18 protein-coding genes are annotated in these 25271 nt (G+C 42.1%); all 18 read left to right on the plus strand.

The annotated features are described in order from the left end of the window. The first annotated feature begins 62 nt into the window (after positions 1-62). The 18 genes from KNL20_RS04725 (at position 63) to KNL20_RS04805 (ending at position 25266) form a co-directional block, all read left to right on the plus strand. On the plus strand, positions 63-1088 hold the full coding sequence (locus KNL20_RS04725; protein ID WP_230399471.1) for a LacI family DNA-binding transcriptional regulator: 1026 nt from the start codon (positions 63-65) through the stop codon (positions 1086-1088). A 12-nt stretch (positions 1089-1100) separates the two neighbouring features. Further along, complete coding sequence (locus tag KNL20_RS04730) at positions 1101-2060, plus strand: ABC transporter permease (RefSeq protein ID WP_230399472.1); 960 nt, start codon at positions 1101-1103, stop codon at positions 2058-2060. 10 nt (positions 2061-2070) lie between these two features. Then, positions 2071-2994, plus strand: a complete 924-nt coding sequence (locus KNL20_RS04735; RefSeq protein ID WP_230399473.1) for a carbohydrate ABC transporter permease — start codon at positions 2071-2073, stop codon at positions 2992-2994. A gap of 57 nt (positions 2995-3051) precedes the next feature. Then, entirely contained in the window at positions 3052-4506 is a 1455-nt protein-coding gene (locus KNL20_RS04740) for an ABC transporter substrate-binding protein (RefSeq protein WP_230399474.1), read from the plus strand. An 85-nt stretch (positions 4507-4591) separates the two neighbouring features. Continuing rightward, entirely contained in the window at positions 4592-7696 is a 3105-nt protein-coding gene (locus KNL20_RS04745) for an alpha-mannosidase (RefSeq protein ID WP_230399475.1), read from the plus strand. A gap of 30 nt (positions 7697-7726) precedes the next feature. After that, positions 7727-9991: a glycoside hydrolase family 3 N-terminal domain-containing protein gene (locus tag KNL20_RS04750; RefSeq protein WP_230399476.1), complete on the plus strand. Its 2265-nt coding sequence runs from the start codon at positions 7727-7729 to the stop codon at positions 9989-9991. Positions 9992-10013: 22 nt separating this feature from the next. Further along, positions 10014-12140 (plus strand): glycoside hydrolase family 2 protein, encoded by a 2127-nt coding sequence (locus KNL20_RS04755; protein WP_329957504.1) that lies wholly within the window; start codon positions 10014-10016, stop codon positions 12138-12140. Beyond that, complete coding sequence (locus KNL20_RS15975; RefSeq protein WP_329957505.1) at positions 12107-12445, plus strand: glycoside hydrolase family 2 protein; 339 nt, start codon at positions 12107-12109, stop codon at positions 12443-12445. Before KNL20_RS04755 ends, KNL20_RS15975 begins: the two co-directional genes overlap by 34 nt. 192 nt (positions 12446-12637) lie before the next feature. Beyond that, positions 12638-14065: an ABC transporter substrate-binding protein gene (locus KNL20_RS04760; protein ID WP_230399477.1), complete on the plus strand. Its 1428-nt coding sequence runs from the start codon at positions 12638-12640 to the stop codon at positions 14063-14065. Between the two features lie 56 nt (positions 14066-14121). Continuing rightward, positions 14122-15000, plus strand: a complete 879-nt coding sequence (locus KNL20_RS04765; RefSeq protein WP_230399478.1) for a carbohydrate ABC transporter permease — start codon at positions 14122-14124, stop codon at positions 14998-15000. 13 nt (positions 15001-15013) lie between these two features. After that, positions 15014-15853 carry a carbohydrate ABC transporter permease gene (locus tag KNL20_RS04770; RefSeq protein ID WP_230399479.1) on the plus strand — a complete coding sequence of 280 codons (840 nt, stop codon included), beginning with the start codon at positions 15014-15016 and terminating at the stop codon, positions 15851-15853. 10 nt (positions 15854-15863) lie between these two features. Continuing rightward, on the plus strand, positions 15864-16940 hold the full coding sequence (locus tag KNL20_RS04775) for a glycoside hydrolase family 130 protein (RefSeq protein WP_230399480.1): 1077 nt from the start codon (positions 15864-15866) through the stop codon (positions 16938-16940). A gap of 3 nt (positions 16941-16943) precedes the next feature. After that, positions 16944-18635, plus strand: coding sequence for a phospho-sugar mutase (locus KNL20_RS04780; protein ID WP_230399481.1), 1692 nt, complete (start codon positions 16944-16946; stop codon positions 18633-18635). Continuing rightward, positions 18625-19017 carry a type I phosphomannose isomerase catalytic subunit gene (locus tag KNL20_RS04785; RefSeq protein WP_230399482.1) on the plus strand — a complete coding sequence of 131 codons (393 nt, stop codon included), beginning with the start codon at positions 18625-18627 and terminating at the stop codon, positions 19015-19017. The genes KNL20_RS04780 and KNL20_RS04785 overlap by 11 nt, the downstream gene beginning before the upstream one ends. Next, positions 18966-19556, plus strand: coding sequence for a class I mannose-6-phosphate isomerase (locus KNL20_RS04790; RefSeq protein ID WP_230399483.1), 591 nt, complete (start codon positions 18966-18968; stop codon positions 19554-19556). The genes KNL20_RS04785 and KNL20_RS04790 overlap by 52 nt, the downstream gene beginning before the upstream one ends. Beyond that, entirely contained in the window at positions 19540-20637 is a 1098-nt protein-coding gene (locus KNL20_RS04795; protein ID WP_230400035.1) for a LacI family DNA-binding transcriptional regulator, read from the plus strand. The genes KNL20_RS04790 and KNL20_RS04795 overlap by 17 nt, the downstream gene beginning before the upstream one ends. 178 nt (positions 20638-20815) lie before the next feature. After that, complete coding sequence (locus tag KNL20_RS04800; RefSeq protein ID WP_230399484.1) at positions 20816-23035, plus strand: hypothetical protein; 2220 nt, start codon at positions 20816-20818, stop codon at positions 23033-23035. Between the two features lie 32 nt (positions 23036-23067). Next, on the plus strand, positions 23068-25266 hold the full coding sequence (locus KNL20_RS04805) for a discoidin domain-containing protein (RefSeq protein ID WP_230399485.1): 2199 nt from the start codon (positions 23068-23070) through the stop codon (positions 25264-25266). Positions 25267-25271: the final 5 nt, after the last annotated feature.

Raw genomic sequence — 25271 nt, forward strand, 5'->3', positions numbered from 1 at the left:
GTTAGGTAACAAAAAAACAAATAAATGATTTACACTTATATAATCTGAAGGAGAAAAAAGCTATGGCTGACAGAAAAGTCTCTATGCAGGACATCGCTGATGAGCTGGGAGTCAGTAAGGTTACTGTATCGAAAGCTTTAAATGGAAAAGAAGGGGTCGGAGAAGAATTAAGAGAGAAGATTTTTCAGGTTGCGGAGAGAGAAGGTTACATATTGCCTGACTATGGACAGAGGAAGGCCCGTAAGGTTGGAATCATCATGAGTGAACGTTTCAGTTCACAGTCAGACACCGGAAAGTTCTACATGGGAATGTATGAAAGCATTATAGGCCAGCTTCGTAAGGCTTCATGTTCCAGCATGATGATTACTCCTAATGCTGAAAGCCTGGCCAGAGATCTGGAGACCATTGAGAAAAGCGAGATGTTTGACGGATTGATTCTTCTTGGGATTCTGGACAGAGTGGTGAGAAAAAAGCTGGAGTCCATAGATCTCCCCAAGATTTACGTGGATGTCTATGATGAAAAACACAGATCTGATTCCGTGGTTACAGAGAACATATACAGTACTTATGAAATGACAAATTATCTTTTGAAAAATGGGCACAGAGAGATTGGCTTTGTGGGAACAATCGGTGCCACAACCAGCATTACAGACCGTTACCTGGGTTACAGCCGTTCATTGATTGAACAAGGTCTTTACCCTAACACGGAATGGACAATTCCGGACAGAAGTGAAGACGGCAGCGCAATTGAATTGGAGCTTCCATCGAAAATGCCGACCGCTTTCCTTTGCAACTGCGATGAAACAGCATTCCGGCTGGTGAAGGTTTTAAAGGAGCAGGGTCTGCAGGTTCCCCGGGATATATCGGTTGTTGGATTTGATAATGATATCTATGCCGAACTGTGTGATCCCGGGTTAACCACGGTAGCTGTTGATACAGAAGAAATCGGAAGGGTTGCAGCAAGACGGATACTGCGTCATATGGAAAGAGGTGGCCATAAAGAGGGAATTGTATACAGAATAGCCGGTAAAAATATAATCAGGAACTCTGTCAGGAATTTGAATAAAACTGCTGATAAACAAGATTAGGAGGGTAAGCTTTTGAAAGAGAAGAAATTATCAGGAAAGAAGCTGAAGCGGCGCTGGACGAAGAATGATACAGAATTGACAATTTTGGCGATACCGACTACAGTCTGGTATGTTCTGTTCTGTTTTCTGCCTATGTTTGGATTAGTCATTGCATTTAAGAATTACAAAGTTACAGGCGGAGAAAACTTTATATATAATGTATTTCACAGCGACTGGTCGGGAGTTAAAAACTTTGAATTTCTTATTAAATCCAAAGATTTATATATTATCCTGAGAAACACAATTGTATATAATCTGATTTTCATTGTATTGGGTATGGTGTTGTCGGTAGGTCTGGCAATTATGATTGACCTTCTCAGAAGCAAAAGAAAGTCCAAAGTATACCAGACGCTTATGTTCTTCCCATATTTTATGTCATGGGTAGTAGCGGCATATTTTCTGGATGCATTTTTGAATCAGGACAAGGGCCTTTTGAATGTAATGTTAAGAAATGGCGGCAATGAACCGGTTCAATGGTATATGAAGGCATCTGTTTGGCCGTTCCTCCTTGTTTTTATGTATCTCTGGAAATCCACGGGTTATAATATGGTTATTTACCTGTCCAGCATTTCGGGAATTGATACGACATTGTATGAAGCGGCAGTCATGGATGGAGCCAATAAGCGCCAGCAGGTCCGGTATATTACACTGCCTTGTCTGAAAAGTGTTATCATCATGATGTTTATCCTGAATGTGGGAAAAGTTTTTTACTCTGATTTCGGATTGTTTTATCAGCTCTCTCAGGGAGCCAAAGGTTCTATATTTAATACAACTGCTACAATCGATACATTTGTGTTCAATGCGCTGCAGTCCTCTACACCGATTGGCATGACATCGGCCGCCACATTCTTCCAGTCCGTGGCTTGCTGTATTACTATTTTACTTGCTAACTGGATTGTCAGGAAACTGGATGCAGACAGTGCGATCATATAGGAGGTGTGCTGTGAGTAAGAGAAAAGATGAAGCTTTATCCTCAAATTTGAATATTATTTCAAGGAAGACAGACCTGGTTTTTAACATCATTTTTGTCATTTTGGCTTTGATATGTATCATACCGGTTGTTTTTATCTTTATTATTTCAATTTCATCCGAAGCGTCTATTAAGACCTATGGATATCTGTTCTGGCCAAAGGAATTTTCGATTGATTCTTATGCGTTCGTCTTCAGGGAAGGGACGACGATACTTAGATCTCTTGGGATTTCCGTGCTCGTAACTGTTCTGGGTACGGCGCTCGGGGTAATGCTCACAACGCTTATGGGATATGTACTTTCCAGGAGGGAATATAAACTGAATGGATTTTTTACCATGGTTGTGTTCATTCCCATGATTTTCAATGGAGGTATGATTTCCTCCTATGTGGTGAATACGCAGTTTATGCATCTGAAGGATACTATATGGGCTTTGATTTTACCACTGTGTGTTTCCTCTTTTAATGTAGTCATCTGTAAGACGTTTTTCAGGAGCAACATTCCGGATTCTGTGGTTGAATCGGCGCAAATCGACGGGGCTTCACAGTTTATCATCTTTGGTAAGATCGCATTGCCGCTGTCAAAGCCGCTCATGGCTACCATAGCACTGTTTCTGACTTTCGGATACTGGAATGACTGGTTTCAGTCCTCCTTGTATATTACGAATACAAAACTGTTCTCCCTGCAGGCACTTCTGGATCATGTGCAGAGGAATATAGAAATGATGGCGAACAATCCATCACTTGGAGTTACGATGCAGCAGTATATGAATACAATGCCAAAAGAGGGTGCCAGAATGGCCATGGCGATTATCATCATTATTCCCATCGCCTGCACGTATCCGTTTTTCCAGAAGTATTTCATATCCGGACTGACGGTTGGAGCCGTAAAGGGATAGATAATTATTCCGCAATGCGGATATTATAGTAATTTAAATCAAAAGGAGGGTTTTAAGATGAAATTCAAAAAAGTGATTGCAATGTCTATGGCTGCAGTTATGGGATTTGGTTTACTTGCAGGCTGTGGATCGAAGGGAAATGAAGAAGCAGGCAGTGGTGACGCATCAAAAAATAAAGATGCTGTAACACTGAAATGGATTATGGTAGGTAACGGTATGCCGGATAACTACAAGGCCTGGCTGGGACAGATCAATCCTTATCTGGAAGATAAAATCGGTGTGAACCTGGATATGGAGGTGGTTCCCTGGGGAGACTGGGATAACAGAAGGAGTGTAATCGTAAACTCAGGTGAAAACTTTGATATCTTATTTACCGACCAGAGCCGTTATAACTCAGAAGTGTCGACGGGAGCTTTCATGGATATCTCTGACCTCATAAAAAGTGAGGGTTCCGATTTATACAAGATGATACCGGAGGATTATTGGAAGGCTGTATCCATCAGTGATAAGGTTTACGGTGTGCCTACGTATAAAGACAGTTCCGTAACAGAATATTTTGTCTGGGACAATGCATTAGCAGAAAAATATAATGTTGATATTAAGCAGGTTCAGGATTATGAATCCTTATATACGGCATTAAAGACAATCAAAGACGGAGAAGGAACAGCACCTTATTATATGTCAAAACAGGGAGCAGATTTTATGGTAACCGCATATTTCGATTCACTCGGAACTGGTCTGGCTCCACTGGGTGTAAGATATGACGATGATACCATGACCGTTGTAAATCCCATGGAAGATGAAAACATTTTAAAAGATATGGATATTGTCCACAAGATGTATAAGGAAGGCATCATTAACGGAGATGCGCCTACAGCGGATGATGCCAACAAATACAGAACCTTCTTTACAGCACAGGGATGGAGTGGTGCAGCAGCATCTACCTGGGGTCCTAATAACAGCATAGATGACTGTGTTGCAGTTCAGTATGGAGACACGGTTGTTTCTAACACAAGCGTTCGTGGTTCTATCAATGCCATATCCTCAGGATGCAAGAATCCGGAGAAAGCCATCCAGTTTTTACAATTGGTAAATACCGACAGTAAAGTACGTGACTGGCTGTACTATGGTGTGGAAGGTGAAAACTTTAAATACACAGATGATGGCAAGATAGATAAGTTGAATACCGACTGGTCCATGGCCGGCTATACACAGGGGACATTCTTCAATGTAAGCCAGCTTTCAACGGATAAAGAGAACCAGTGGGACGAAGTAAAACAGCTGAATCAGAATGCAACACCATCGGTTATGCTGGGATTTGATCTGGATACCAGTAAAATTGAGACAGAGCTGGCAAACTGCCGTGCCGTCTATGAGAAATACAAAAGTGAGTTCTGGACAGGAGCACAGGATCCAAGAGAACTGATTAAGACGATAAACAGTGAACTGGAAGCGGCCGGTTGGGAAACTGTACGTGCAGAAGCGCAGGCCCAGGTAGATGCCAGCAAGTAACGAATGAGTATAAGAGGATGAAAAACGACAGGAGCATATCCATGAAACCAGAGATGCTCCTGTCGTAATACTTTGGAGGACAACTATGTGGTTTATCGATAAAAGAATACAGGTAATCTGTGATGAATTAAAAAAGTTATGTGTCGTTTCAGCCAGCCCGGTGGAACAGATAGAATATAAAAAGGGGCGTTTCTTCTATCCGGAGGAAGCTGTAGAGGATGTACAGGCATGGCAGGAATTTGACAGGCATACGATGAAGTGGTACGGACCAGATGCGCATTATTGGTTCAGGGCAGCTTACGTTGTTCCAAAAGAGCTGGATGGAAAGACCCTGCGTCTCCATGTAAAGACTCAGATTGAAGAGTGGGATGACGGTAAAAACCCACAATTTTTGCTTTTTGTCAATGGGGAAGCAACACAGGGGCTGGATATGAACCACAGAACTGTACAGCTGGCAGCTGAGGCCAAGGCCGGTGAAACCTGGCAGTTGGACCTGCAGGCATATACCGGAACTCTGCATTCGGAATTTGATATGATTATGGAGATGCAGCAGGTAGATTTAGAGATTGAGAAACTTTACTATGATTTATGTGTCCCATTACAGGCGTTTAGCCGAATGGACAAGGATGACAAAGTGAAGATGGATATTGCGGCCGTATTAAACGAAGCGGTAAATCTTCTGGACTTAAGAACACCGTATTCCGATGACTTTTATAAGAGCGTAAAAGAGGCGGAGAAGTATCTGGAGAGAGAACTCTATGAAAAACAAGGCGGTTACGATGAGGTAATTGCAACCTGCATCGGACACACCCATATTGATGTGGCATGGTGGTGGACAGTTGCGCAGACCAGAGAGAAGGTTGCAAGAAGCTTTTCTACGGTACTTAAACTCATGGAGGAGTATCCGGATTACAAGTTCATGTCCAGCCAGCCACAACTGTATGTATTTTTAAAAGAACGTTATCCAAAGCTATATGAGAGAATCAAACAGAGAATCCGGGAAGGACGCTGGGAGCCGGAGGGCGGCATGTGGGTGGAAGCAGATACCAACCTGACATCCGGAGAGTCGCTGGTACGTCAGTTCCTGTACGGAAAACGTTTTTTCAGAGAAGAGTTCGGCGTGGATAATAAAATTCTCTGGCTGCCGGATGTATTTGGCTATACAGGTGCATTACCCCAGATTATGAAGAAAAGCGGTATTGCGTATTTTATGACTACCAAGCTTGCCTGGAATCAGATTGACAAGATGCCTTACGATACATTTATGTGGAAGGGAATTGACGGTTCTTCTGTGTTGACGCATCTGGTAACGACGCTTGGAGTGGGGCAAAGCAGCGACGATTTCTTTACGACTTATAATGGAATGCTTCATCCGGATGCAATTATGGGGGGCTGGCAAAGATATCAGAATAAGGATATCAACAATGATATACTGGTTTCCTTCGGATATGGTGATGGAGGCGGCGGCCCGACCAGAGAGATGCTGGAGACCTCTGTTCGTATGGAAAAGGGAATTAAGGGAATTCCGAAAGTGCGTCAGGAATTTTCCGGTACGTACTTTAAAGAGCTTGAGCAGCGCGTAAAGGATAATCGAAGGCTTCCGGTATGGGAGGGAGAGTTGTACTTTGAATACCACAGAGGGACCTATACTTCCATGGCCAGAAATAAACGCTCTAACAGAAAAAGTGAGATCCTTATGATGGATCTGGAACTGTTGTCCCTGCTTGCCTTGGATAAAGGGATCACTTATCCGAAGGAAGCGATTGACCACATGTGGCAGACAATCCTTCTGAACCAATTCCACGATATCCTGCCGGGATCTTCCATTCATGAGGTATATGAAGTCACCAAAAAGGAATACCAGCAGATAGAGGAGGAAGGAAGCAGGCTGCTGGATGAGCGCTTAAGTGCGGTAGCGGGAGAAGGAAAGGCAGTTACGATTTTCAACACGCTGGGATTTGACAGGGACGATGTGATTCACCTGCCGAAGGCATGCATCGGTGTACTAAAAGATAAGGAGGAAAAGATATATCCCATTCAGCAGCTGGAAACAGAATCTTTAGCGTATGTAGAAGGGCTGCCTTCAAAAGGATATAAGACCTATGAAATCGTGGAACAGGCCGGGGCAGAAGAATCTCCGTTTACGATAGAAGCTCAGACACTCGATACCCCTTATTATAAGATTATACTGGATGAAGAAGGTCTCTTTACCTCCATTTACGATAAGAGAAACGACAGAGAGGTTCTGCAAGAGGGAAAAAAGGGAAATCTGTTCTGCATGTATGAAGATAAACCCATCTATTATGATAACTGGGATATTGATATTTACTATACGGAGAAGAGCTGGGATGTGAAAAATCTGAACAGGATGGAGTGGGTTTCAAAAGGGCCGGTATGTACGGTACTGGAACTGGAGCGTATAATCAGCAATTCCCTGATTCGCCAGAGAATATATTTCTATGCGGATACGGCCAGGATTGATTTTGAGACTTATGTGGACTGGAAAGAACACCAGCATCTGTTAAAGGTTCATTTCCCCGTGGACATTCATACGGATGAAGCATCCTTTGACGTACAGTTTGGAAATCTGACCAGAAAGGTGCATACCAATACCAGCTGGGATATGGCAAGATTTGAATCCTGCGGTCAGAAGTGGATGGATTTATCAGAAGGACACTATGGCGTCAGTCTGATCAATGATTGTAAATACGGGCATTCTGTTAAGGATTCCAATATGGCACTGACATTGATTAAATCAGGAATCGAGCCGAATCCTGTGACGGATCAGGAAGAACATTATTTTACGTATGCACTGTATCCTCATGAAGGGAATCTAAGAGATTGTGATACTGTCCGTGAAAGCTACAGATTGAACTATCCGGCGCGGAGTGTCTTAAAAGGAACTCCCGGAAGCTGCGAGAGTCTTTTCTCTATTGACAAGAAGAATGTCATGGCTGAAACTGTAAAAGCGGCAGAGGATGGGGACGGAATTATCATCAGGGTTTATGAATATGAAAATACGAAGACCCGGGCAAGGCTGACATTTGGTATGGATAAGAAGATAAAAAGTATCTGTGAGTGTAATCTTACAGAGGAAGTGATGGAAGAGCCGGGCGAGCATGAAAAAGACAGGTTCTCTTTTACCATCCAGCCTTACGAGATTAAGACGTTCAAGGTTATATTCTGTTAAAATATGTAAGCAGAGACAGAGGTGATGCAGATGAAGTATAAAGACAGCAGGCTGTCTCCCGAGGTCAGGGCGAAGGATCTGACAGAGCGGATGACTCTGGTGGAAAAGGTGGGGCAGCTGAATCAAAGGCTGTATGGTTTTCGGGCATATGAGCGCGAGGGCGATACGGTCAAAGTGTCCGATACATTTAAGGATGAGGTGAAAAGGTGGAGCGGCATCGGGGTTCTCTATGGGCTATACCGGGCCGATCCCTGGTCTGGCAGGAATTATGAGACGGGAATTTCGAAGGAGCAGGCAGTAAAGACCTATAATCTTCTGCAGTCTTATGTGATGGAGCATTCCAGGCTGGAAATTCCTATGCTGCTGTCTACGGAATGTCCCCATGGACATCAGGCGCTGGACGGCTATCTTCTTCCGGTGAATCTGGCGATGGGAGCTGCTTTTTCCAAAGAACTTGTCTATCAGGCATATAGAGTCTGTGGAAAACAGATGAGGGAGATGGGAGTGGATATGGCTCTCATTTCCCTGCTGGATATTTTAAGAGATCCGAGATGGGGCAGAAGTGAAGAATGTTTTGGAGAAGACCCCTGCCTTGCATCTGCGCTTAGTGCGTCAGTGATAAAAGGTGTTATGGCAGAGGGGGTTGAAGTTGTTGCGAAGCATCTTGCAGCACAGGGCGAAACTACGGGAGGCGTGAATGCCAGTGCAGCCAGAATCGGGGAGAGAGAACTTCGGGAGATTCATCTGCCGGCTATGAAGGCTTGCGTGGATGCAGGAGTTTCAGCAGTGATGGCAGCTTATAACGAGATTGATGGGATTCCGTGTCATGCCAATTCCTGGCTTTTGCAGCAGGTGCTTGGTAAAGAGATGGGATTTGATGGTATCGTTATGGCAGATGGTTTTGCCGTAGACCGTCTGGAGGTGCTCACAGGAGACATCCGGACAACCGGAGCAAAAGCACTGAATGCAGGGGTAGATGTATCTTTGTGGGATGAGGGATTTACCCATCTGGAACAAGGCATAAAGGATGGACTGCTCAGTGAAGGAAGACTGGATGAGGCGGTTCTGAAGGTTCTCACCATGAAATTCAGAAGAGGTCTCTTTGAACATCCGCTGCTGGGAGAAGCGAAGAAGAGATTTTTTACATTCTCCGCAGAGAAAGAAAATCTGGAACTTGCCAGACAGTCAGCCGTTTTGCTTAAAAATGAAGGAGAGCTGCTGCCTCTGGATAAAACCGGAATGATGAAAATTGCGGTGATAGGTCCTAATGCATTCGATATCTATAGTCAGCTTGGAGATTATACACCGCCTGTCCTGGATGGAGTCACCATAGCGGATGGAATAGAAGCATATGCAGAGCAATATGAGAATCTGAAAGTGACCTTCAGTCAGGGCTGCCAAGGAGCAGATTCGGCCATGCTTATCGATCAGGCAGAACAACAATCAGCGGAGGCAGATGTTACGATTCTGGTTCTTGGAGGTACTTCCAGCCGCTTCGGCGATGTGTCTTTTGATAAGAACGGGGCCGCTGTTACTAGTGGTGAGGTGCATATGGATTGTGGGGAAGGTGTGGATTTATCCACCTTAAAATTACCGGATGAGCAGCTTGCCATGGCTGACAGAGTGTACCAGGCGGCAAAAAAGACAATTACGATTGTAATGGCAGGGCGCCCCTATAATATCGGTGAAATCGTGGAACGGACCAATGCATTGCTGTATAGCTTTTATCCAGGACCCAAAGGGGGGAGGGCTATCGCGGAGCTGATTTTTGCAGACGCTGTTCCTTCGGGAAGGCTCCCGGTCTCCTTTCCCCGGGATGCGGCGAGGCTGCCCTCCTGCTATAATTACAGAAATTCTTATCAGGCCATGCATTATGCAGATGGTCAGGATGGTCCGCTTTATGCTTTTGGCTATGGACTGGCTTATGATGAGGTAATATATTCGGATTTTTCCGTCACTAAGGAGGCAATAGGGATAAGCGAACTTGTGCATAAGCCTGTATTTTTGAAGATGGTAATGGAAAATCATTCAAAGCGTCGGGCTTTCGGCGTTCCGATGGTGTTTACAAGCCGTCTGGAGGGAAGTGTGGTTCCCAGGGTTTCGGAATTAAAGGGATTTGAAAAGATTCTGTTATATCCCGGAGAAAGCAGAAGTGTTACAATAAAACTGGAACATGCTGCATTTTCAGGTTGGAATGAACGGATGGTATACGAAACAGAACCGGGCAGAGTCCGTATCCAGGTGAAAGACGGGGGGCGCCTTCTGTGGAGTAAAGAGATAAAACTTAAAGACTGATAATCAGGAGAGATGATACAAGATGGAGAGACAAGAATTAAAAGAGGGCTGGAAGCTAAGGTATTATGATAAGGAACTTAAAACGCAGGTTCCATTTTCCTTATACTATGATTTGTTGAATCATGAGGAAATCGATGACCCCTTTTACCGGGATAATGAAAGCGAGGCCTTTCCTCTGTCTAAGGAAGATTACACGTATGTTTTAAATTTTGACACAAGTCATAAAATTATAAATTGCAAAAGGATCTGGCTTCGCTTTGATGGGATAGATACCCTTGCAGATATTTATTTAAACGATGCATTTCTGGGTGAGACCTTCAACATGCACAGAGTCTGGGAATTTCCGGTGGAAAAGTATTTAAAAGAGCGTGGGAATGAGCTGCGCGTTTATTTTCATTCACCTGTCCGCTATATGGAAGAACAGATCAGAATTCATGGTGCAATTCCATGTAACACAGATACCTTAGACGGATTTCCCTATCTGCGCAAATCCAGCTGTATGTCAGGATGGGACTGGGGTCCTAAGCTGCCGGATATGGGGATCTTCCGGAAGGTAGAGCTTCTGGGTGCAGATAAGGCAAGAATCCAGGATGTGCATATCAGGCAGCAGCATGTGGACAGAAAGGTCCGGCTGGCTTTTCAGGTAAAAGCACTTACTTTTGGAGCAGATGAAAACTGGACATATCGTGTTGTAATTACCACTCCGGAGGGGAACAGCTTCACCGCTGCACCGTCACCGGGAGAGGTTGAGATAGCAAACCCCAGGCTTTGGTGGCCAAGGGGGTATGGAGAACAGAATCTCTACGGTATCAGAGTGGAACTGATCTGCGGCGGTCAGCTTCAGGATATCTGGGAGCGCCGGATCGGACTTCGAACGATGCATGTAAAGAGAGAGAAGGATCCGTGGGGAGAAAGCTTTGCTCATGAGGTGAATGGCGTTCCAATCTTCGCCATGGGAGCCGATTACATTCCCGAGGATTCCCTTCTGCCAAGAGTAAAGGAAGCCAAAACCAGAGAACTGCTTACGCAGTGTGCACTTGCCAACTATAATACCATCCGCGTATGGGGTGGTGCCTATTATCCGGATGACTGTTTCTACGATATCTGTGATGAGTTGGGATTGCTGGTATGGCAGGACTTCATGTTTGCCTGTGCCACCTACCTTCTGACGGATGCGTTCGAGGAAAATATTTCCCATGAAATTGAAGAGAATGTCAGGAGAATCCGGCATCACGCCTGTCTTGGAATCTGGTGCGGCAATAATGAGATGGAGAGCTTTCTGGTGGAAGGTTTTGGTGAAACTCCGAGGCTTCGTGGGGATTATACCCGCATGTATAGCTATATTATACCAAAAATTGTGGAGAGAGAGGATCCGGATACATGCTACTGGCCCTCCAGTCCCTCCTCCGGAGGCGATTTTGATGATCCGCAGGATGAAAACAGGGGAGATGCACATTACTGGGAGGTATGGCATGGCTTTAAGCCCTTTCCTGAGTACCGGAAACATAAGTTTCGCTATGCTTCTGAGTTTGGGTTCGAATCACTGCCGTCCTTTAAAACGATTGAAACATTTACACTTCCCGTGGACAGGAATGTTTTTTCCTATGTTATGGAGAAGCACCAGAGGAGTAATAATGGCTATGCCAAGATGATGGTCTATATGGCACAGTATTTTCTGTATCCAAAGGATCTTCCTTCCTTGATTTATGCTTCGCAGCTGATGCAGGGGCAGGCCATGCGCTATGCAGTCGAGCACTGGAGGAGATATCGGGGACAGTGCATGGGAGCGATCGTCTGGCAGCTGAATGACTGCTGGCCTGTGGCTTCCTGGTCCTCCATCGATTATTTCGGGCGCTGGAAAGCATTGCATTATTTTGAAAAGCGTTTTTTTGCACCGGTGATGATTTCCTGCTGCGAGGAAGGCCTGCTGACGCAGGATCCAAATCCTAATGCGCGTATGTATGAGGTGGAAAAGAGCATTCGCCTGAATGTGGCGAATGAAACCAGGGAAGCGCAGAAGGTAACTGTTCTATGGAGTCTTCGGGATAACTGTTCCAATATAATCGGGAGGGAGCAGCAGGAGGAGCTGATCGTCCCCCTCTTAGCAGTGTATGGATGGATAAGGCATTCCTTCCTCATGCAAGATTAAAGGAGGATCATGTGACCTATGCCTGCTACCAGGAAGGCACAGTTGTTTCAGAAGGAAGCGTCTTGTTCTCTATGCCTAAATTTTATGAATATGTTGATCCCCATCTGGAGGTATGTGTAGAGGGGGATGAGATAATCATAAAGTCGAAGGCTTATGCAGGGAATGTTGAACTTCTAAATAAAGAAGAGGACTGGATACTTTCTGATAACTATTTCGATATGGAAGCAGGAGAAAAAAGAGTTAAGATACTATCAGGAAATGCGGAAGGCGTGACAGTAAGAAGCATATATGATATTGCTGTATAAATAAACTTTGGAATCACCTTTAGGTTACAAAAACGTAATCTAAAGGTGATTTTTTGTATCAAAGTATAGGAGTGAGTGAGGAAATACGGGAATTTGAAAATTCAAGTGAAACAATCTTGAAATTCAAGTAAATAAATGTTGAAATATAGGTGAGCTTTTAAGTAAAAACTTATAAAAAAATTGGAGGTAAGTATGAGGAAAAAAAGATTGAACAAGGTTATTGTAGGAGCACTCTCAACGGTAATGATTGTGACAGCATTTGCCGGTTGCGGGAGTTCGGGAAAAAATTCCGGTCAGACACAGGGAAATAAGTCAGATGAATCTAAAGAATCGTCTAAAGTAGTAGTGGATTTTTGGTCAGCTCCAGAACAGTATAGTTTGGATTTTTGGACTAAATATGCTGAAAAATTTAATGACAGTAATACAAAAATTAACGGAAAAAATATAGAAGTAAAAGTGCAAATGATGCCGGCACAGCCCTCTTCCGAAGCAGGAATCCAAAATGCGATTGCAACTGGAACAGTTCCTGCACTATCGGAAAACATTAATCGGAGTTTTGCGAATACATTGGCAGAATCACAGGCGGTATATGATTTAAGCGGAGAGGATTGGTTTGACGATGTGGTAGATGAACGTCAGATTGAAGAGACTATGAAAGGCTGGGCAATCCAGGGCTCACAGTTTGTATTACCTCTTTATGTCAATCCGATAACCTGGTGTTACAATAGCAAGGCCCTGAAAGAATTGGGTGTAAATGATGTGCCGCAGACGAAAGCAGATCTTGATGCACTTCTTGGGACGTTTAAAGAGAAACAAGAAGAACTGAAAAATGTGGGAGTTACGCATTTTATGTATCGTCCGGAGTTGCTGAATTCGGCCAACTATTGGGAAAGATGGTTTGATGTAGAATCTCCATATGATGCTATGTCAAAGGGAACGCCATTAGTAGATGGCAATAAACTGACGGCTGATAAAGAGGCTTTACAGAAAGTGTTTGAAATGTATGGGGCTATGGGATCCTCTCTGCTGACCGGAACAATTGATGGGCTGTGGCAGCAGGATACTGTACAGGTAGTTATGGGATGTGGTCTTCCCTGGGACATAACGGCAAATAATGCAGCGGGTAAAAAATATGGTCTGGATGGAGATTATGTTTTTGGGCCATCCATTGTTGAAAATGACGGAGATACACATTATAATTACGCCGATTCAAAAGGAATTGTTTTATATAAAAATAAGTCAATTACGGAAGATGAGCATAAAGGGGCGATAGAGTTTTTAAAGTATGTATTTATCGGAGAAGGAAAAGATAGTTTTGATCTCGATTGGATGGAAACAACAGCGATGCTGCCTGTACGCGGGGATCTGGAGTCTAACGATAAACTAGAATCGTTTTTTGATAAAAATCCAGCCTTTAAGGATATTCGTGCATATGTAGCAGATGCGATTCCGGGATCTGCACATGAAAAGAGTGCCGATATCATGACTGCGCTTGGCGAAAAAGCAATCATTCCGTTAATTCAGGATGTTACGAAAAGAGAAATTGGAGAAAACCCAGATGTATCCCAATATGTTGATACAGCCTTGGAAGCTATGAAAACAGCAGGCGGATTAGATTGATGATTTGTTCCGGCCTTCGATACGGAGGCCGGAATTTTTTGAGAGAGGTGGATCGTATGAAGAAGAGAAAATTGAATATCATGCCATGGGTTTTCAATGCTCCTTATATTGTATATTCAGTTGTATTTTTATTTTTGCCTCTGATCTGGGCAATTTGGTTGGCAGTGACAGATTGGAATCTAATGTCACCGGACTATCAGTTTGTAAAATTTGAAAATTTTAAAGAATTGTTTTTTGATGAAAAAGTAAAAGCAGCGTTTTGGAACTCTTTGCGTTATCTCATTCCCATTGTGTTGTTATGTATTCTATTTGGACTGGCTATAGGCTTGATGGTTTCAAAATTACCCCCAAAGTTTAAGGGTTTTGCGGCTGTAATGTTCTTTGTACCGTATCTTACCTCCGGAGTCTCAACTTCTGTAATGATTAAGTATTTGTTTAGCTATAATTCCGGGTTGAGCACATTTTTACGCGAAAGGTTCGGACTCGACATTAACTGGCTTCAGAGTAAATGGGCTTTCTACATAATTATACTGATGATTGTATGGAAGATGTCCGGATATTACGCCTTGTTTGTGCTTTCTGGCATCGAATCCGTTTCGGAGGATGTATATGAGGCAGCTATGATAGACGGATGTATAGGATTAAAAAAAGTAATTTACATCACGCTGCCTATGATTATGCCTACATTGACATCGGTGGTCATTCTGGCGGCCGGCTTGTCTTTTCAAATCTTTTCAGAACCGTTTTTATTGACGGGCGGTGGTCCGTCTCTATCTACTACAACATGGCAGCTGGAAATTTATAATACTTCTTTTGTTAGTTTTCGTTCAGGGTATGGAGCTGCCATGGCGATTATAAATGCCTTGCAGATATTTATAGTAGTTCAGGGAATCTCCTGGTTTATGAATAAATTAAATAGAAAATTCGGATGGTAAGGGGGCAAAAAGGATGATAAAAAATAAACAAAAATCAATTCTGACGATTATACTTTGTATTATCACAATATTTTTTCTGCTGATTTCCCTTTTTCCGTATTATTACATGGTATTACAATCTTTATTGCCATGGGATAAAGTAGATAAGGTAATTGTACCAAAAGGATTATGTTTTGACAGCTATAGATATTTATTTGGAGGCAGCGGGGCAGCAGCTTCTGGAGATCCTTATAAATGGGTCAAAGCTCTGGCGAATTCTTTTATCGTATCAATACCCACTGCTGCAATTACTGTAATGGTGGGCTTAATGACGGGGTATGCTTCTGTTCATATGAAATACAAAGGAAAAGGAATTATATATGCCACATTGCTTTTTCAGATGTTTTTTCCGGTTATTATACTGTTGGTTCCCCGGTATATGCTTATCAGACCACTGGCAAACCATTATATGGGCATGATATTACCCATGCTCTTATCTATATGGGGAATTTTCATGTATATTAATTATTTTAAAACGGTTCCGGCTGCAGTATTTGAAGCTGCAAAAATTGATGGAGCAGGCGGCTTTCAAATCCTGATAAAAATTGCACTTCCTTCAACAAAGTCGATTAGTATCATAGTTTTTCTTTCTGTATTTATGACCAGATGGAACGAATTGATGTGGGATATGTTAGTTGCTCCGGATTTGAAGATGCAGACATTGAATGTTATGATTTCGACTCAATTTAATCAGAATTCAACAGTACCCGGACCTATGTATGCAGCCTCTGTAATGTTGACTTTGCCGGTTATCATATTATTTTTATGTTTTTCTAAATATTTTAAAGAAGGTATTAACTTTATGTTAAAATAGGTGACTTGATATGAATAAAAATGGAATTGTTAGAAGTATGGGTAATCCATTATTGACAGTATGTGATGTGAAACCTTCCAGAGAGGGATTTGTTGTAAAAGGAATCTTTAACTGTGGAGCCACAAAATATAAAGATGAATATATTCTGTTGTGTAGAGTTTCCGAGGCAATCGACCCGGAAAATGAAGATACAGTAGAGGTGCCCATTATTGTGGAGGAAGAGGAAAAAAGTATATTCCAGTCCATCAGCATCAGAAAGTCGGAACACCCGGAATATTGTTTTAATGATTCAAGAACAATTACAAAAGGGGAGGATGCAAATAATGATATTGTTTATCTTACTACACTCTCCCATTTAAGGATAGCACGTTCGAAAGACGGTATACATTTCGTGCTGGATGACGCACCAAGCATCATGCCGAACGCGGATGAGGAATCCTGGGGGATGGAGGATCCGCGTATTACACAAATTGGGGATGTTTACTATATAAACTATACGGCTGTTTCTCCGATTGGTGCTGCGACCTCATTGATTTCAACAAGAGATTTTGTTTCATTCGAGAGACATGGGATTATATTTTTACCGGAAAATAAGGATGTCACTATATTTCCGGAGAAGATACATGGAAAATATTATTGTTTTAACCGGCCGGTACCAAAGGGAATCGGGACGCCTGATATCTGGATTTCTGAGTCAGAGGATCTGCTTCACTGGGGGAAATATCGGCATTTCTATGGGGTGACAGATGGATGGGAGAATGGAAGAACCGGAGGAGGTGCTCCGCCAATAAAAACGGATAAAGGCTGGATAAAGATATACCATGCGGCAGATAAAAAAAATCGCTATTGTCTCGGGGCGTTTCTTCTCGATCTGGATGATCCAAAGAAGATTATTGCAAAATCGAAGGTACCGCTTTTAGAGCCAGACATGCCTTATGAAATGGAAGGCTTTTTTGACCAGGTTGTTTTTACATGTGGAGCAATTAAGGAAAACGACAGAATACTGATTTATTATGGTGCCGCAGATGCCTGCATATGTATGGCTGAAATTACTTTGAACGATCTATATCTTCATTTGGAGGTATAAAGGATGGATTGGAGAAAAGCGTATGAGGCATGGTTGGAAGCTGATTTATGTGAGGAGCTTGCAATAGAATTGCGTGGTTGCAAGGACGAAAAGGAAATAGAGGACCGCTTTTGTAAAGATTTAGAGTTCGGTACCGGAGGTTTAAGAGGAATGCTCGGTTGTGGAACCAACCGTATGAACATGTATACAGTAGCAAGAGCAACAAGAGGACTTGCTAAATATATCAGAGATAAATCTTTGAATAATGTATGTGCAATTTCCTATGATACCCGGAAAATGAGTCGCGAGTTTGCGTTTCTTGCAGCGGGAATTATGTCCGGGCAAGGCATTCATGTCTATCTGTATCCGGAGCCGTCACCCACTCCCATGCTTTCGTTTGCAGTCAGGCATTATCATTGTGCTTGTGGGATTATGATTACCGCCAGCCATAATCCTGCACAGTATAATGGGTACAAGGTTTATGGAGCAGATGGTTGCCAGATTACTCTTGAAGCGGCAAAAAAGGTACTGCTATATATAGAAAAGGAAACTTATTTTGAAAATAAAATTCCGGATTATAGACAGTACATGAAAAACCTTATTGAATATATACCCACAGATGTAGAAGAATCCTATGATGAGGCAGTTCTTAAAGCCTGCATGGGAAAACCGCAAGTTCCGATTCGTGTCGTATATACACCTTTGAATGGAACAGGGAATATTCCGGTAAGAAGAGTTTTAAAAAAGCTTGGCAATGTGGACGTATTCGTGGTTCCAAAGCAGGAGTTCCCGGATGTGAATTTTACCACCTGTCCATGTCCGAATCCGGAGCTTCCGGAGACGATGGAAAGAGCCGCTGAACTGGCAAAAACAGCAGGTGCTGACCTTTTTCTTGCGACAGATCCCGATTGTGACCGTGTAGGAGTAGGTGAAATCAAATCCTCTGGAGAAGTCAGATATTTTACAGGGAATGAAATAGGAATCTTACTGCTGGATTTTATTTGCAGATATAAAACAGAAAGAGGGAAGATGCCAGAAGCACCTGTTGTAATCAAAACAATTGTAACATCGGATCTTACCTATTGTTTGGCGGAGAAGTTTCATATAGAAGTAAGAGAAGTTCTTACCGGTTTTAAATTTATCGGAGAACAGATTGGGCGGATGGAATCTCATAAAGAAGAAAGCCGTTATCTATTCGGATTTGAAGAGAGCTGTGGTTACTTATCAGGTACTTATGTACGTGATAAAGATGGAGTAAATGCAGCAGTTTTGATATGCCAAATGGCTGCATGGCATAAGAAACAGGGAAAAAGATTATCGTTCGCAATGGAAGAAATATATAGGGAATATGGATGGTTCAAAAACAAACTGTTGACTTATGAATTTCCGGGAGCAGATGGAATGGTTCGGATGAAGGAAGCAATGAAAGAATTACGTCTGAATCATTGCAGCTTTATGGGAATGCACATGAAAGAAAAGGTAGACTATTTGAATGAGGAAACAGGTCTGCCGTCCAGTGACGTAATAAAAATGATTTTTGATGAAAACAGGAAAATTATAGTCAGACCTTCAGGAACGGAGCCAAAGCTCAAGATATATCTTATGATGTCAGGCAGCAGTGAAAAAGAGGTGGAGGAGTTTGCCGCAAGTGCAGAGGAACGGTGTGCGAGATTTATAGCAAACTATTTGAAGGAAGGAAATGTCTATGATATTTAAACTTGAGCCGGCAGGAATGGCATATTTGTGGGGTGGAACTACCCTGATTAACGAATTTGGAAAGAAAAGTGAGGGTGGAACACTAGCTGAAACCTGGGAATTATCCTGCCATAAGAAAGGTCTTTCTGTTATTCGTGGAACAAAATATGATGGATGTACGTTATCAGATTATCTTTCAAAGCATCCGGAAGAAATGGGAAGTATTCCCGGAAAGTTTCCTGAGTTCCCGGTTTTGATTAAGTTAATTGATGCAAAAAAAAACTTTCGATACAAGTACATCCCAGTGATGCATATGCATATAAAAATGAAAATCAGCCGGGAAAGACAGAGATGTGGTACGTTGTTGAGACGAAACCAAATGCAAGCCTGTATTACGGTGTGAACCATGACATATCTAAAGAAGAATTAGAGAAAGCGATAGATCATGAAACGGTATGTGAACTTTTAAATAAAGTAAAGGTCAAAAAAGGAGATGTTTTTTTTATTGAACCGGGTACGATCCATGCAATCGGAGCAGGAATTGTGATCGCAGAGATTCAACAGTCCAGTGATGTTACCTATCGTGTGTTTGATTACGGAAGAACCGATAAGGACGGACAGCCGAGAAAATTACATATAAAACAGGCTTGTGAAGTTGCTTCACTACGTGTATCAAAAACGGATTATAATTTTGAAAAGCATTTAGCAAAATGCAGGTATTTTACTGTGGATTTAATGGAAGTTAAGGGAATTCGACAAATCTTTACAGACGGATCTACCTTTTATTCGTTACTGATATTGGAAGGAAGGCTTAAAATGAAGAACGGACTGGAATTGATTGATGCGAGTAAAGGTGATAGTATATATGTAGGAGCGTCTAAAGGAAAAACCATATTGGCAGGAGATGCAAAAATGCTTGTTACTTATGTGGAACCTCAGTGAATATCTGTCATATTGGGAGAACTACATAGAGAAAAGGAATAACGATTTGAAAATAACGATGAAAGATATAGCAAATGTCCATGGTGTATCTGTGAATGCGGTATCTCTTGCCTTAAATAATAAGCCTGGGATCAGTGATGAGATGCGCATACGAATATTAAGAACCGCAGAGGAAATGGGGTATCTGGAAACAAGAGAAAAGTTTGTGAGGACATTTGCCAGGACAAATATATGCGTCATGATGCAAAAACGCTATTCTCAGGATATGGATTTTTATGGAAAGGTTTTATATGCAGTTGTTGAAGAAGCAAAAAAGAATGGATATGATACGCTAATGAACTTCTTTGACGATGGGCAGTTCGAAATACCTAAGACAATAGCCGAATACCGGGTAGCAGGAGTCATCGTAATTGGTAAGATAGGTGACTGCAATATTCAGCAGATAAGTCAATATAGCATACCGATTGTTCTGGCAGATCATGCATCACTGACAAAGAATATTGACAGCGTGATTACCGATAATAAATTGGGCAGCTATGTGCTAGCCAGATATTTGATTGAGAAGGGGTTTCAGAAAATCGGATTTTATGGGGAATTAGGATACTCTCTTAGCATCAAAGAGCGCTTTTGGGGATATAGAGAAGCCTTATTTGATTTTATGGGTTCTGCTCTGGGAGATAGGCTGGATCTTTATATTCAAGAATATTCTATATTAGATGGAATGGAGGAGGCAATATTATCCAACAATAATAATAAGATTGTCAGTCTTGTAAAAGAGCATAAGTCTTTACCAGAAGTCTTTGTATGTTCCAATGATAAAGCGGCGATATCTCTGATGATGGCTTTGCAGACATTAAAAATAGAGGTTCCAGGAGAGATTTCCCTGGTGGGATTTGATAATATCACTATGTCCGAGAAAATAAGACCTAGATTGACTACAGTGAATGTTAATAAGGAGCTGATGGGTAAAAGGGCAGTACAACGTTTGATTTATAAAATATCTCATAAAAAATGTCAGACAGAGAGCACGGTAATAAGTGTGGAACTGATTGAAAGGGATTCGGTGTTAAAAAAAACATAATAGGGTAGATTTAGTTGCAGGAGTCATATTAACATGGAGTGTTATCCATATTAATATGACTCTTGTATATTAAAGTAAAGTGAGGTTGAAATTAAAGTGGGAGTTGTTGTAATATTTAATGTATGAAACACATGATTTAACTTATTAACTGTCAGTATTACTAAAATGGAGGGAAAAGATGAAAGGCAAGAAGTTACTTAGTGTCATGTTGTGTTTAAGCCTTCTCACGGGAACTGCTTTGGGGAGAGGGGATATTGTGAGAGCCGATACGCCGGCAGAAGAAAATCAAGTAGTTGGCTCTGTGAATATGGAGGGGGATTATGAATTTGATTCTGACTCTATTAAAAATGAAGATGAAAATCAATGGCGGTGGCTAGGTTATCCTGAGAGTCGAATGGCTATAAATTACGGGAAACGGGACGGTAAGGCAAAATATGATGGGGGCATGAATCTGAATGCGGCGCTTGTCGTGAATGGTTTACAGACGAAGGATGCTTTGCATAAAATACAGATGGGATCCGCAGAAGGCGAGGTAAAGGATTATACGAATCTGAAGACAGTGTGGTATCCCTATAAACTGACTGCAGATGCACAATACGAAAACGGGAATCTTCATATGGATGAGTTTTTTGCGGATAAAGATACTTTCATTCGATATATCCAGGTAGAGAATGCTAAGGATACAAAGATGAGGATGTCTGCGTCAATATCTGGAATCCATACTTTGGGTTCTGAACTTTTGGTTGAGCAAAAGGACTACTGGTTAGCATACCGGTTTCTGCAGCTTGATGAGAACGGAGAGGTTATAGGGCAGTATCAGCCGAATGTTAATGGAAATAACTGGTCGGTTGATATTTCTTTTAATGATGATTCACAGCAGTTGGCTTTTGCTATGACAATGCTGCCAAAGAATGTTGGTGAGAACAGCGAAGAAAGTACATTATCACTTGCGCAGAAGACTACAGGTGAAGGCAAGAATATAGGTGAGATTCTTTCGAACACGAAAGGATATTGGGACGAAAAATTATCCAGAGTACCGGCGCCGCAAAAATTTGGATTTGATGGCAATGCCAGTAATGGGACAATAAGCGAAGACAAGCATAGAAGAGCATTTTATGCGGCATGGGCCTTTCAGTATCAAAACATTGTAGAACCTACCCCTGAAAAAGGATATAATCATTATCAGGTTACACTGGGGATACCTTCTACGTGGGCAAGTGGTGCAAATTCAGCACCGAATAGCTGCTCATGGGAGTCGCTATTTGATATTCAGGAAATATCGTATCTAGAACCGGAGATTGCATGGGATGCAATGAAAGGATTTATCTACAGTATTGATGAGAACGGAATTCTTGATGGAGAATGTCTGCCTTCCCAAAAAGCACATACTGTCTGGGTATGCTATCTAAATATGAAAAAAGCATTTCCTGAAAGAATAGAAGAACTGAACCAGGAGATGGAAGAATTATACGGATACATCTATAGATATCTTATGTGGCGAGCTGAAAATCCAAGATGGATTTATGGACATGAGAATTTTGAAAATGAAAAAGATATCTCATTCGTGACCCAGTGGTTTAGCGATGTAAATTACGCAATTAAAATTGCAAATATCTTAGGAAAATTTGATGATATTGCCATATATGAAAAGATGAAAAATGATATGGCAGAGAATTCGAGAAAGTGGTTTTTCTCAGAATATGATCTTGAAAAACCTGATTCCAAAGACAATCGTATTATGGCATTTGCTTTCTTGCAGGAAGATGGATCGCTTGCTTATAAGTGGCCGGGTTCGAGTCATAATGCAAAAAGTGATGATGCTCTTAACTATGTTTATGAAGCCTTATTTATAGATCTTCCGAAAGATATGACTGACAAATTAGTACATAGTTATCTGGCATATATAGATGGGAAAGCAGAAGATCCTCTTTTGGGATTTCAGTTTTATAAATATGGTGATGGCTGCCATACCGCGTATGGGCTGCTTGAAAAAGAATTACAATATCCTGAATTGAAAGGAAAATGGGAAGAGTATATAGATGCAGTTCTTGCAAATGCAGTCAAGAATGTTGATTTTGCAGAATGCCTTCGTGTCAATGGAAATACTACGAAGTTGGAAGGCGTAGAACCATCTTCTTTTACCGCATCTGCAATTATTGATTACACATATATGAAAAATGGTCTCCGCATCGATATGGGTAACCCAGTTTCATTAGGTGGTGCTGATCTGAAAAAAACAGATCATACAGATATCGATGTGTATACAATAAAAGGTATAAAACCGGAACTGCCTAAAACAGTCCCTATGGACAGCCGGGGACAGGAGTTAGAGACGCTTGTAGTATGGCCTGAGATTCCGGAAGAAAACTACGCGGGGGTACAGACAGATTTGAGATAAAAGGAAAAATCTATGGCACGGATCTTGAGGCTGTGGCTGATGTACATGTCTACAACGGTCCGGTACAGATTACGCCTCAAAAATATACGACCACAGTTGGAAAACCGGTAGATTTAAGTACAATTGTACCGGCTGCGTACCAAGATGAACAAGGGGGAACTCATCATGGAATAGTTACGATCGATTGGGATCCAATTACGCCGGATATGCTTTCTGAAGCAGGAACTATAACCCTTAACGGAGTTATACAGTTCAATCAACAGAAAGTAACCGCTGAGCTTCAGGTGAGAAAAGGAGCAGCTATTATCTCTGCGGATATGATGAAGCAATATGATACGATGCAATGTGCGGTAGAAAATCTGGATGATACATCCATCAGTTATGAAAGTATAACATGGAGCATTGTAAAACAGGGCAATGACGCAGCGGCGGGAATCAGCCCAAATGGAAAGCTGCTTGCAGTAAAACCGGGTGAAGTTATAGTCCAGGCTGTGGCGAAGGATGAAACCGGTTTGGCAACCACTATACAAAAGACCATTACAATACAAGGTGTAAATATGATTTCCCATGGTTACGGTACAGAGGTTTCAGCCAGTTCAACAGATGGAGATGCCACGGCCCCACAAATGGCGGTGGATGGAAAAGAAAACACCTGGTGGAGAGCGAAGGACAACGGAGATCGGCAATGGTTTCAGATGCATCTGAATAATAATATACAGGTTTCAGGAATGAAAATCAGATGGTATGAGGGAAATCAGCCACAGTCTGTAAAAGTTTTGACTTCGGTGGATGGGAAGAAATGGGAGGAGGTCTATGAAAGGGCCAGCAAGATTTCTTCCGGATTGGAAAATTATTCAGAAATTATTTCATTAGACACACCCATATCCGCAAACTATATCCGCATGGAATCGGATAAGGCAGGAAACAATAAGACTGGCATCGTAGAATTTGAAGTGTATTCCAAAACCGATATTATAAACCCTGTTACGGAAATAAAGGTGACTTCTGAAAAGGATAAGATTACGGAAAAAGGTGAGATTCTTCAGATGTCTGCCGAAGTACAGCCAGAGAATGCCTCGGAAAAAAGGGTTAATTGGAGTGTGACTGATCAGGAGGGGAATTCAACGGATATTGCCGAAATCAGTGCTGATGGGAAATTAACGCCTCATAAGAATGGAAGTGTATGGGTAAAGGCGGAAGCAGTGGATGAAAGCGGCATTGCTGCCCAAAAAGCCATTGAGATTACGAATCAGGATCTGATAAATGTTGCACTCAATAAACCTGCTATGGCGGGCACAAATAATGGTGAAGCATATAAAGCCGTAGACGGAGATTTATCAACAAGATGGGGTTCGGAAAAGAATCCGAAAGAGAATTGGTTAAGTGTTGATCTGCAAGGTAAAAAGGAGATTCAAACAATCAAAATTAATTTCGAATCATCTTATGCAAAAGATTTCAAACTTATGGCATCTGATGACGGAAAAAACTGGTCAACTGTTGCGGACATTCGGGATAATAATCAGCTTGACTGGAGATATTCTTTGAAAAATCCTATTAAGGCATCTTATCTGAAAATAGATGTCAGCAGGGCGTCCAGTATTGAATGGGGATTTTCTATATGGGAATTTGTAGCATATGGAAAGGCGGATGAGCCGGAAAAAGAGCTAAAAATTACAAAACAACCGACAGAATTTGTAGGGGAAATAGAAGAAACAGCAGAATTTGACGTCGAAGCAGAAGGAACGAATCTTAGTTACCAATGGGAATACTGCAACGCAGATTCCAACAAGTGGAGAGTTTCTTCAATGAAAGGAAACGATACGCAGTCAATCGGTATTCCTATCACGAAACTAAGAGATGGACAGAAATACCGCTGTGTGGTAACAGATGGAAAAGGTAATATGGTAATTTCGGAAAGTGCGGCTGTGAAAGTCGGTACTGCAGCCGGAGCTCCGATTATCACAGAGCAGCCGGAAGATTCTACGGGTGCAGTCGGCGAAATGGCGGTCTTTGGGGTAAAGGCAGAAGGAACCGGTCTGACCTACCAGTGGCAGTATTGCAATGCAGACTCCAATATCTGGAGAGCATCTTCGATGGAGGGCAGCCAGGGGACAAGTCTTACGGTGCCGGTGTGGAACTTCAGAAATGGACAGAAGTACCGCTGCGTAGTGACAAGTGACAATGGAAGGATTGCTATCTCAGAAGTTGCTGTTGTGATCGTGACAGAATAAAAACA

Source organism: Novisyntrophococcus fermenticellae, assembly GCF_018866245.1.
Lineage (GTDB): Bacteria > Bacillota > Clostridia > Lachnospirales > Lachnospiraceae > Novisyntrophococcus > Novisyntrophococcus fermenticellae.

Excerpts from the sequence above, each read along its gene's own strand:
- KNL20_RS04785 (WP_230399482.1), top strand. The coding sequence starts at position 18,625 with ATGATATTTAAACTTGAGCCGGCAGGAATGGCATATTTGTGGGGTGGA.
- KNL20_RS04795 (WP_230400035.1), top strand. The coding sequence starts at position 19,540 with ATGTGGAACCTCAGTGAATATCTGTCATATTGGGAGAACTACATAGAG.
- KNL20_RS04770 (WP_230399479.1), top strand. The coding sequence starts at position 15,014 with ATGATAAAAAATAAACAAAAATCAATTCTGACGATTATACTTTGTATT.
- KNL20_RS04780 (WP_230399481.1), top strand. The coding sequence starts at position 16,944 with ATGGATTGGAGAAAAGCGTATGAGGCATGGTTGGAAGCTGATTTATGT.
- KNL20_RS04800 (WP_230399484.1), top strand. The coding sequence starts at position 20,816 with ATGAAAGGCAAGAAGTTACTTAGTGTCATGTTGTGTTTAAGCCTTCTC.
- KNL20_RS04775 (WP_230399480.1), top strand. The coding sequence starts at position 15,864 with ATGAATAAAAATGGAATTGTTAGAAGTATGGGTAATCCATTATTGACA.
- KNL20_RS04750 (WP_230399476.1), top strand. The coding sequence starts at position 7,727 with ATGAAGTATAAAGACAGCAGGCTGTCTCCCGAGGTCAGGGCGAAGGAT.
- KNL20_RS04765 (WP_230399478.1), top strand. The coding sequence starts at position 14,122 with ATGAAGAAGAGAAAATTGAATATCATGCCATGGGTTTTCAATGCTCCT.
- KNL20_RS04725 (WP_230399471.1), top strand. The coding sequence starts at position 63 with ATGGCTGACAGAAAAGTCTCTATGCAGGACATCGCTGATGAGCTGGGA.
- KNL20_RS15975 (WP_329957505.1), top strand. The coding sequence starts at position 12,107 with ATGGATAAGGCATTCCTTCCTCATGCAAGATTAAAGGAGGATCATGTG.
- KNL20_RS04745 (WP_230399475.1), top strand. The coding sequence starts at position 4,592 with ATGTGGTTTATCGATAAAAGAATACAGGTAATCTGTGATGAATTAAAA.
- KNL20_RS04740 (WP_230399474.1), top strand. The coding sequence starts at position 3,052 with ATGAAATTCAAAAAAGTGATTGCAATGTCTATGGCTGCAGTTATGGGA.
- KNL20_RS04755 (WP_329957504.1), top strand. The coding sequence starts at position 10,014 with ATGGAGAGACAAGAATTAAAAGAGGGCTGGAAGCTAAGGTATTATGAT.
- KNL20_RS04760 (WP_230399477.1), top strand. The coding sequence starts at position 12,638 with ATGAGGAAAAAAAGATTGAACAAGGTTATTGTAGGAGCACTCTCAACG.
- KNL20_RS04790 (WP_230399483.1), top strand. The coding sequence starts at position 18,966 with ATGTGGTACGTTGTTGAGACGAAACCAAATGCAAGCCTGTATTACGGT.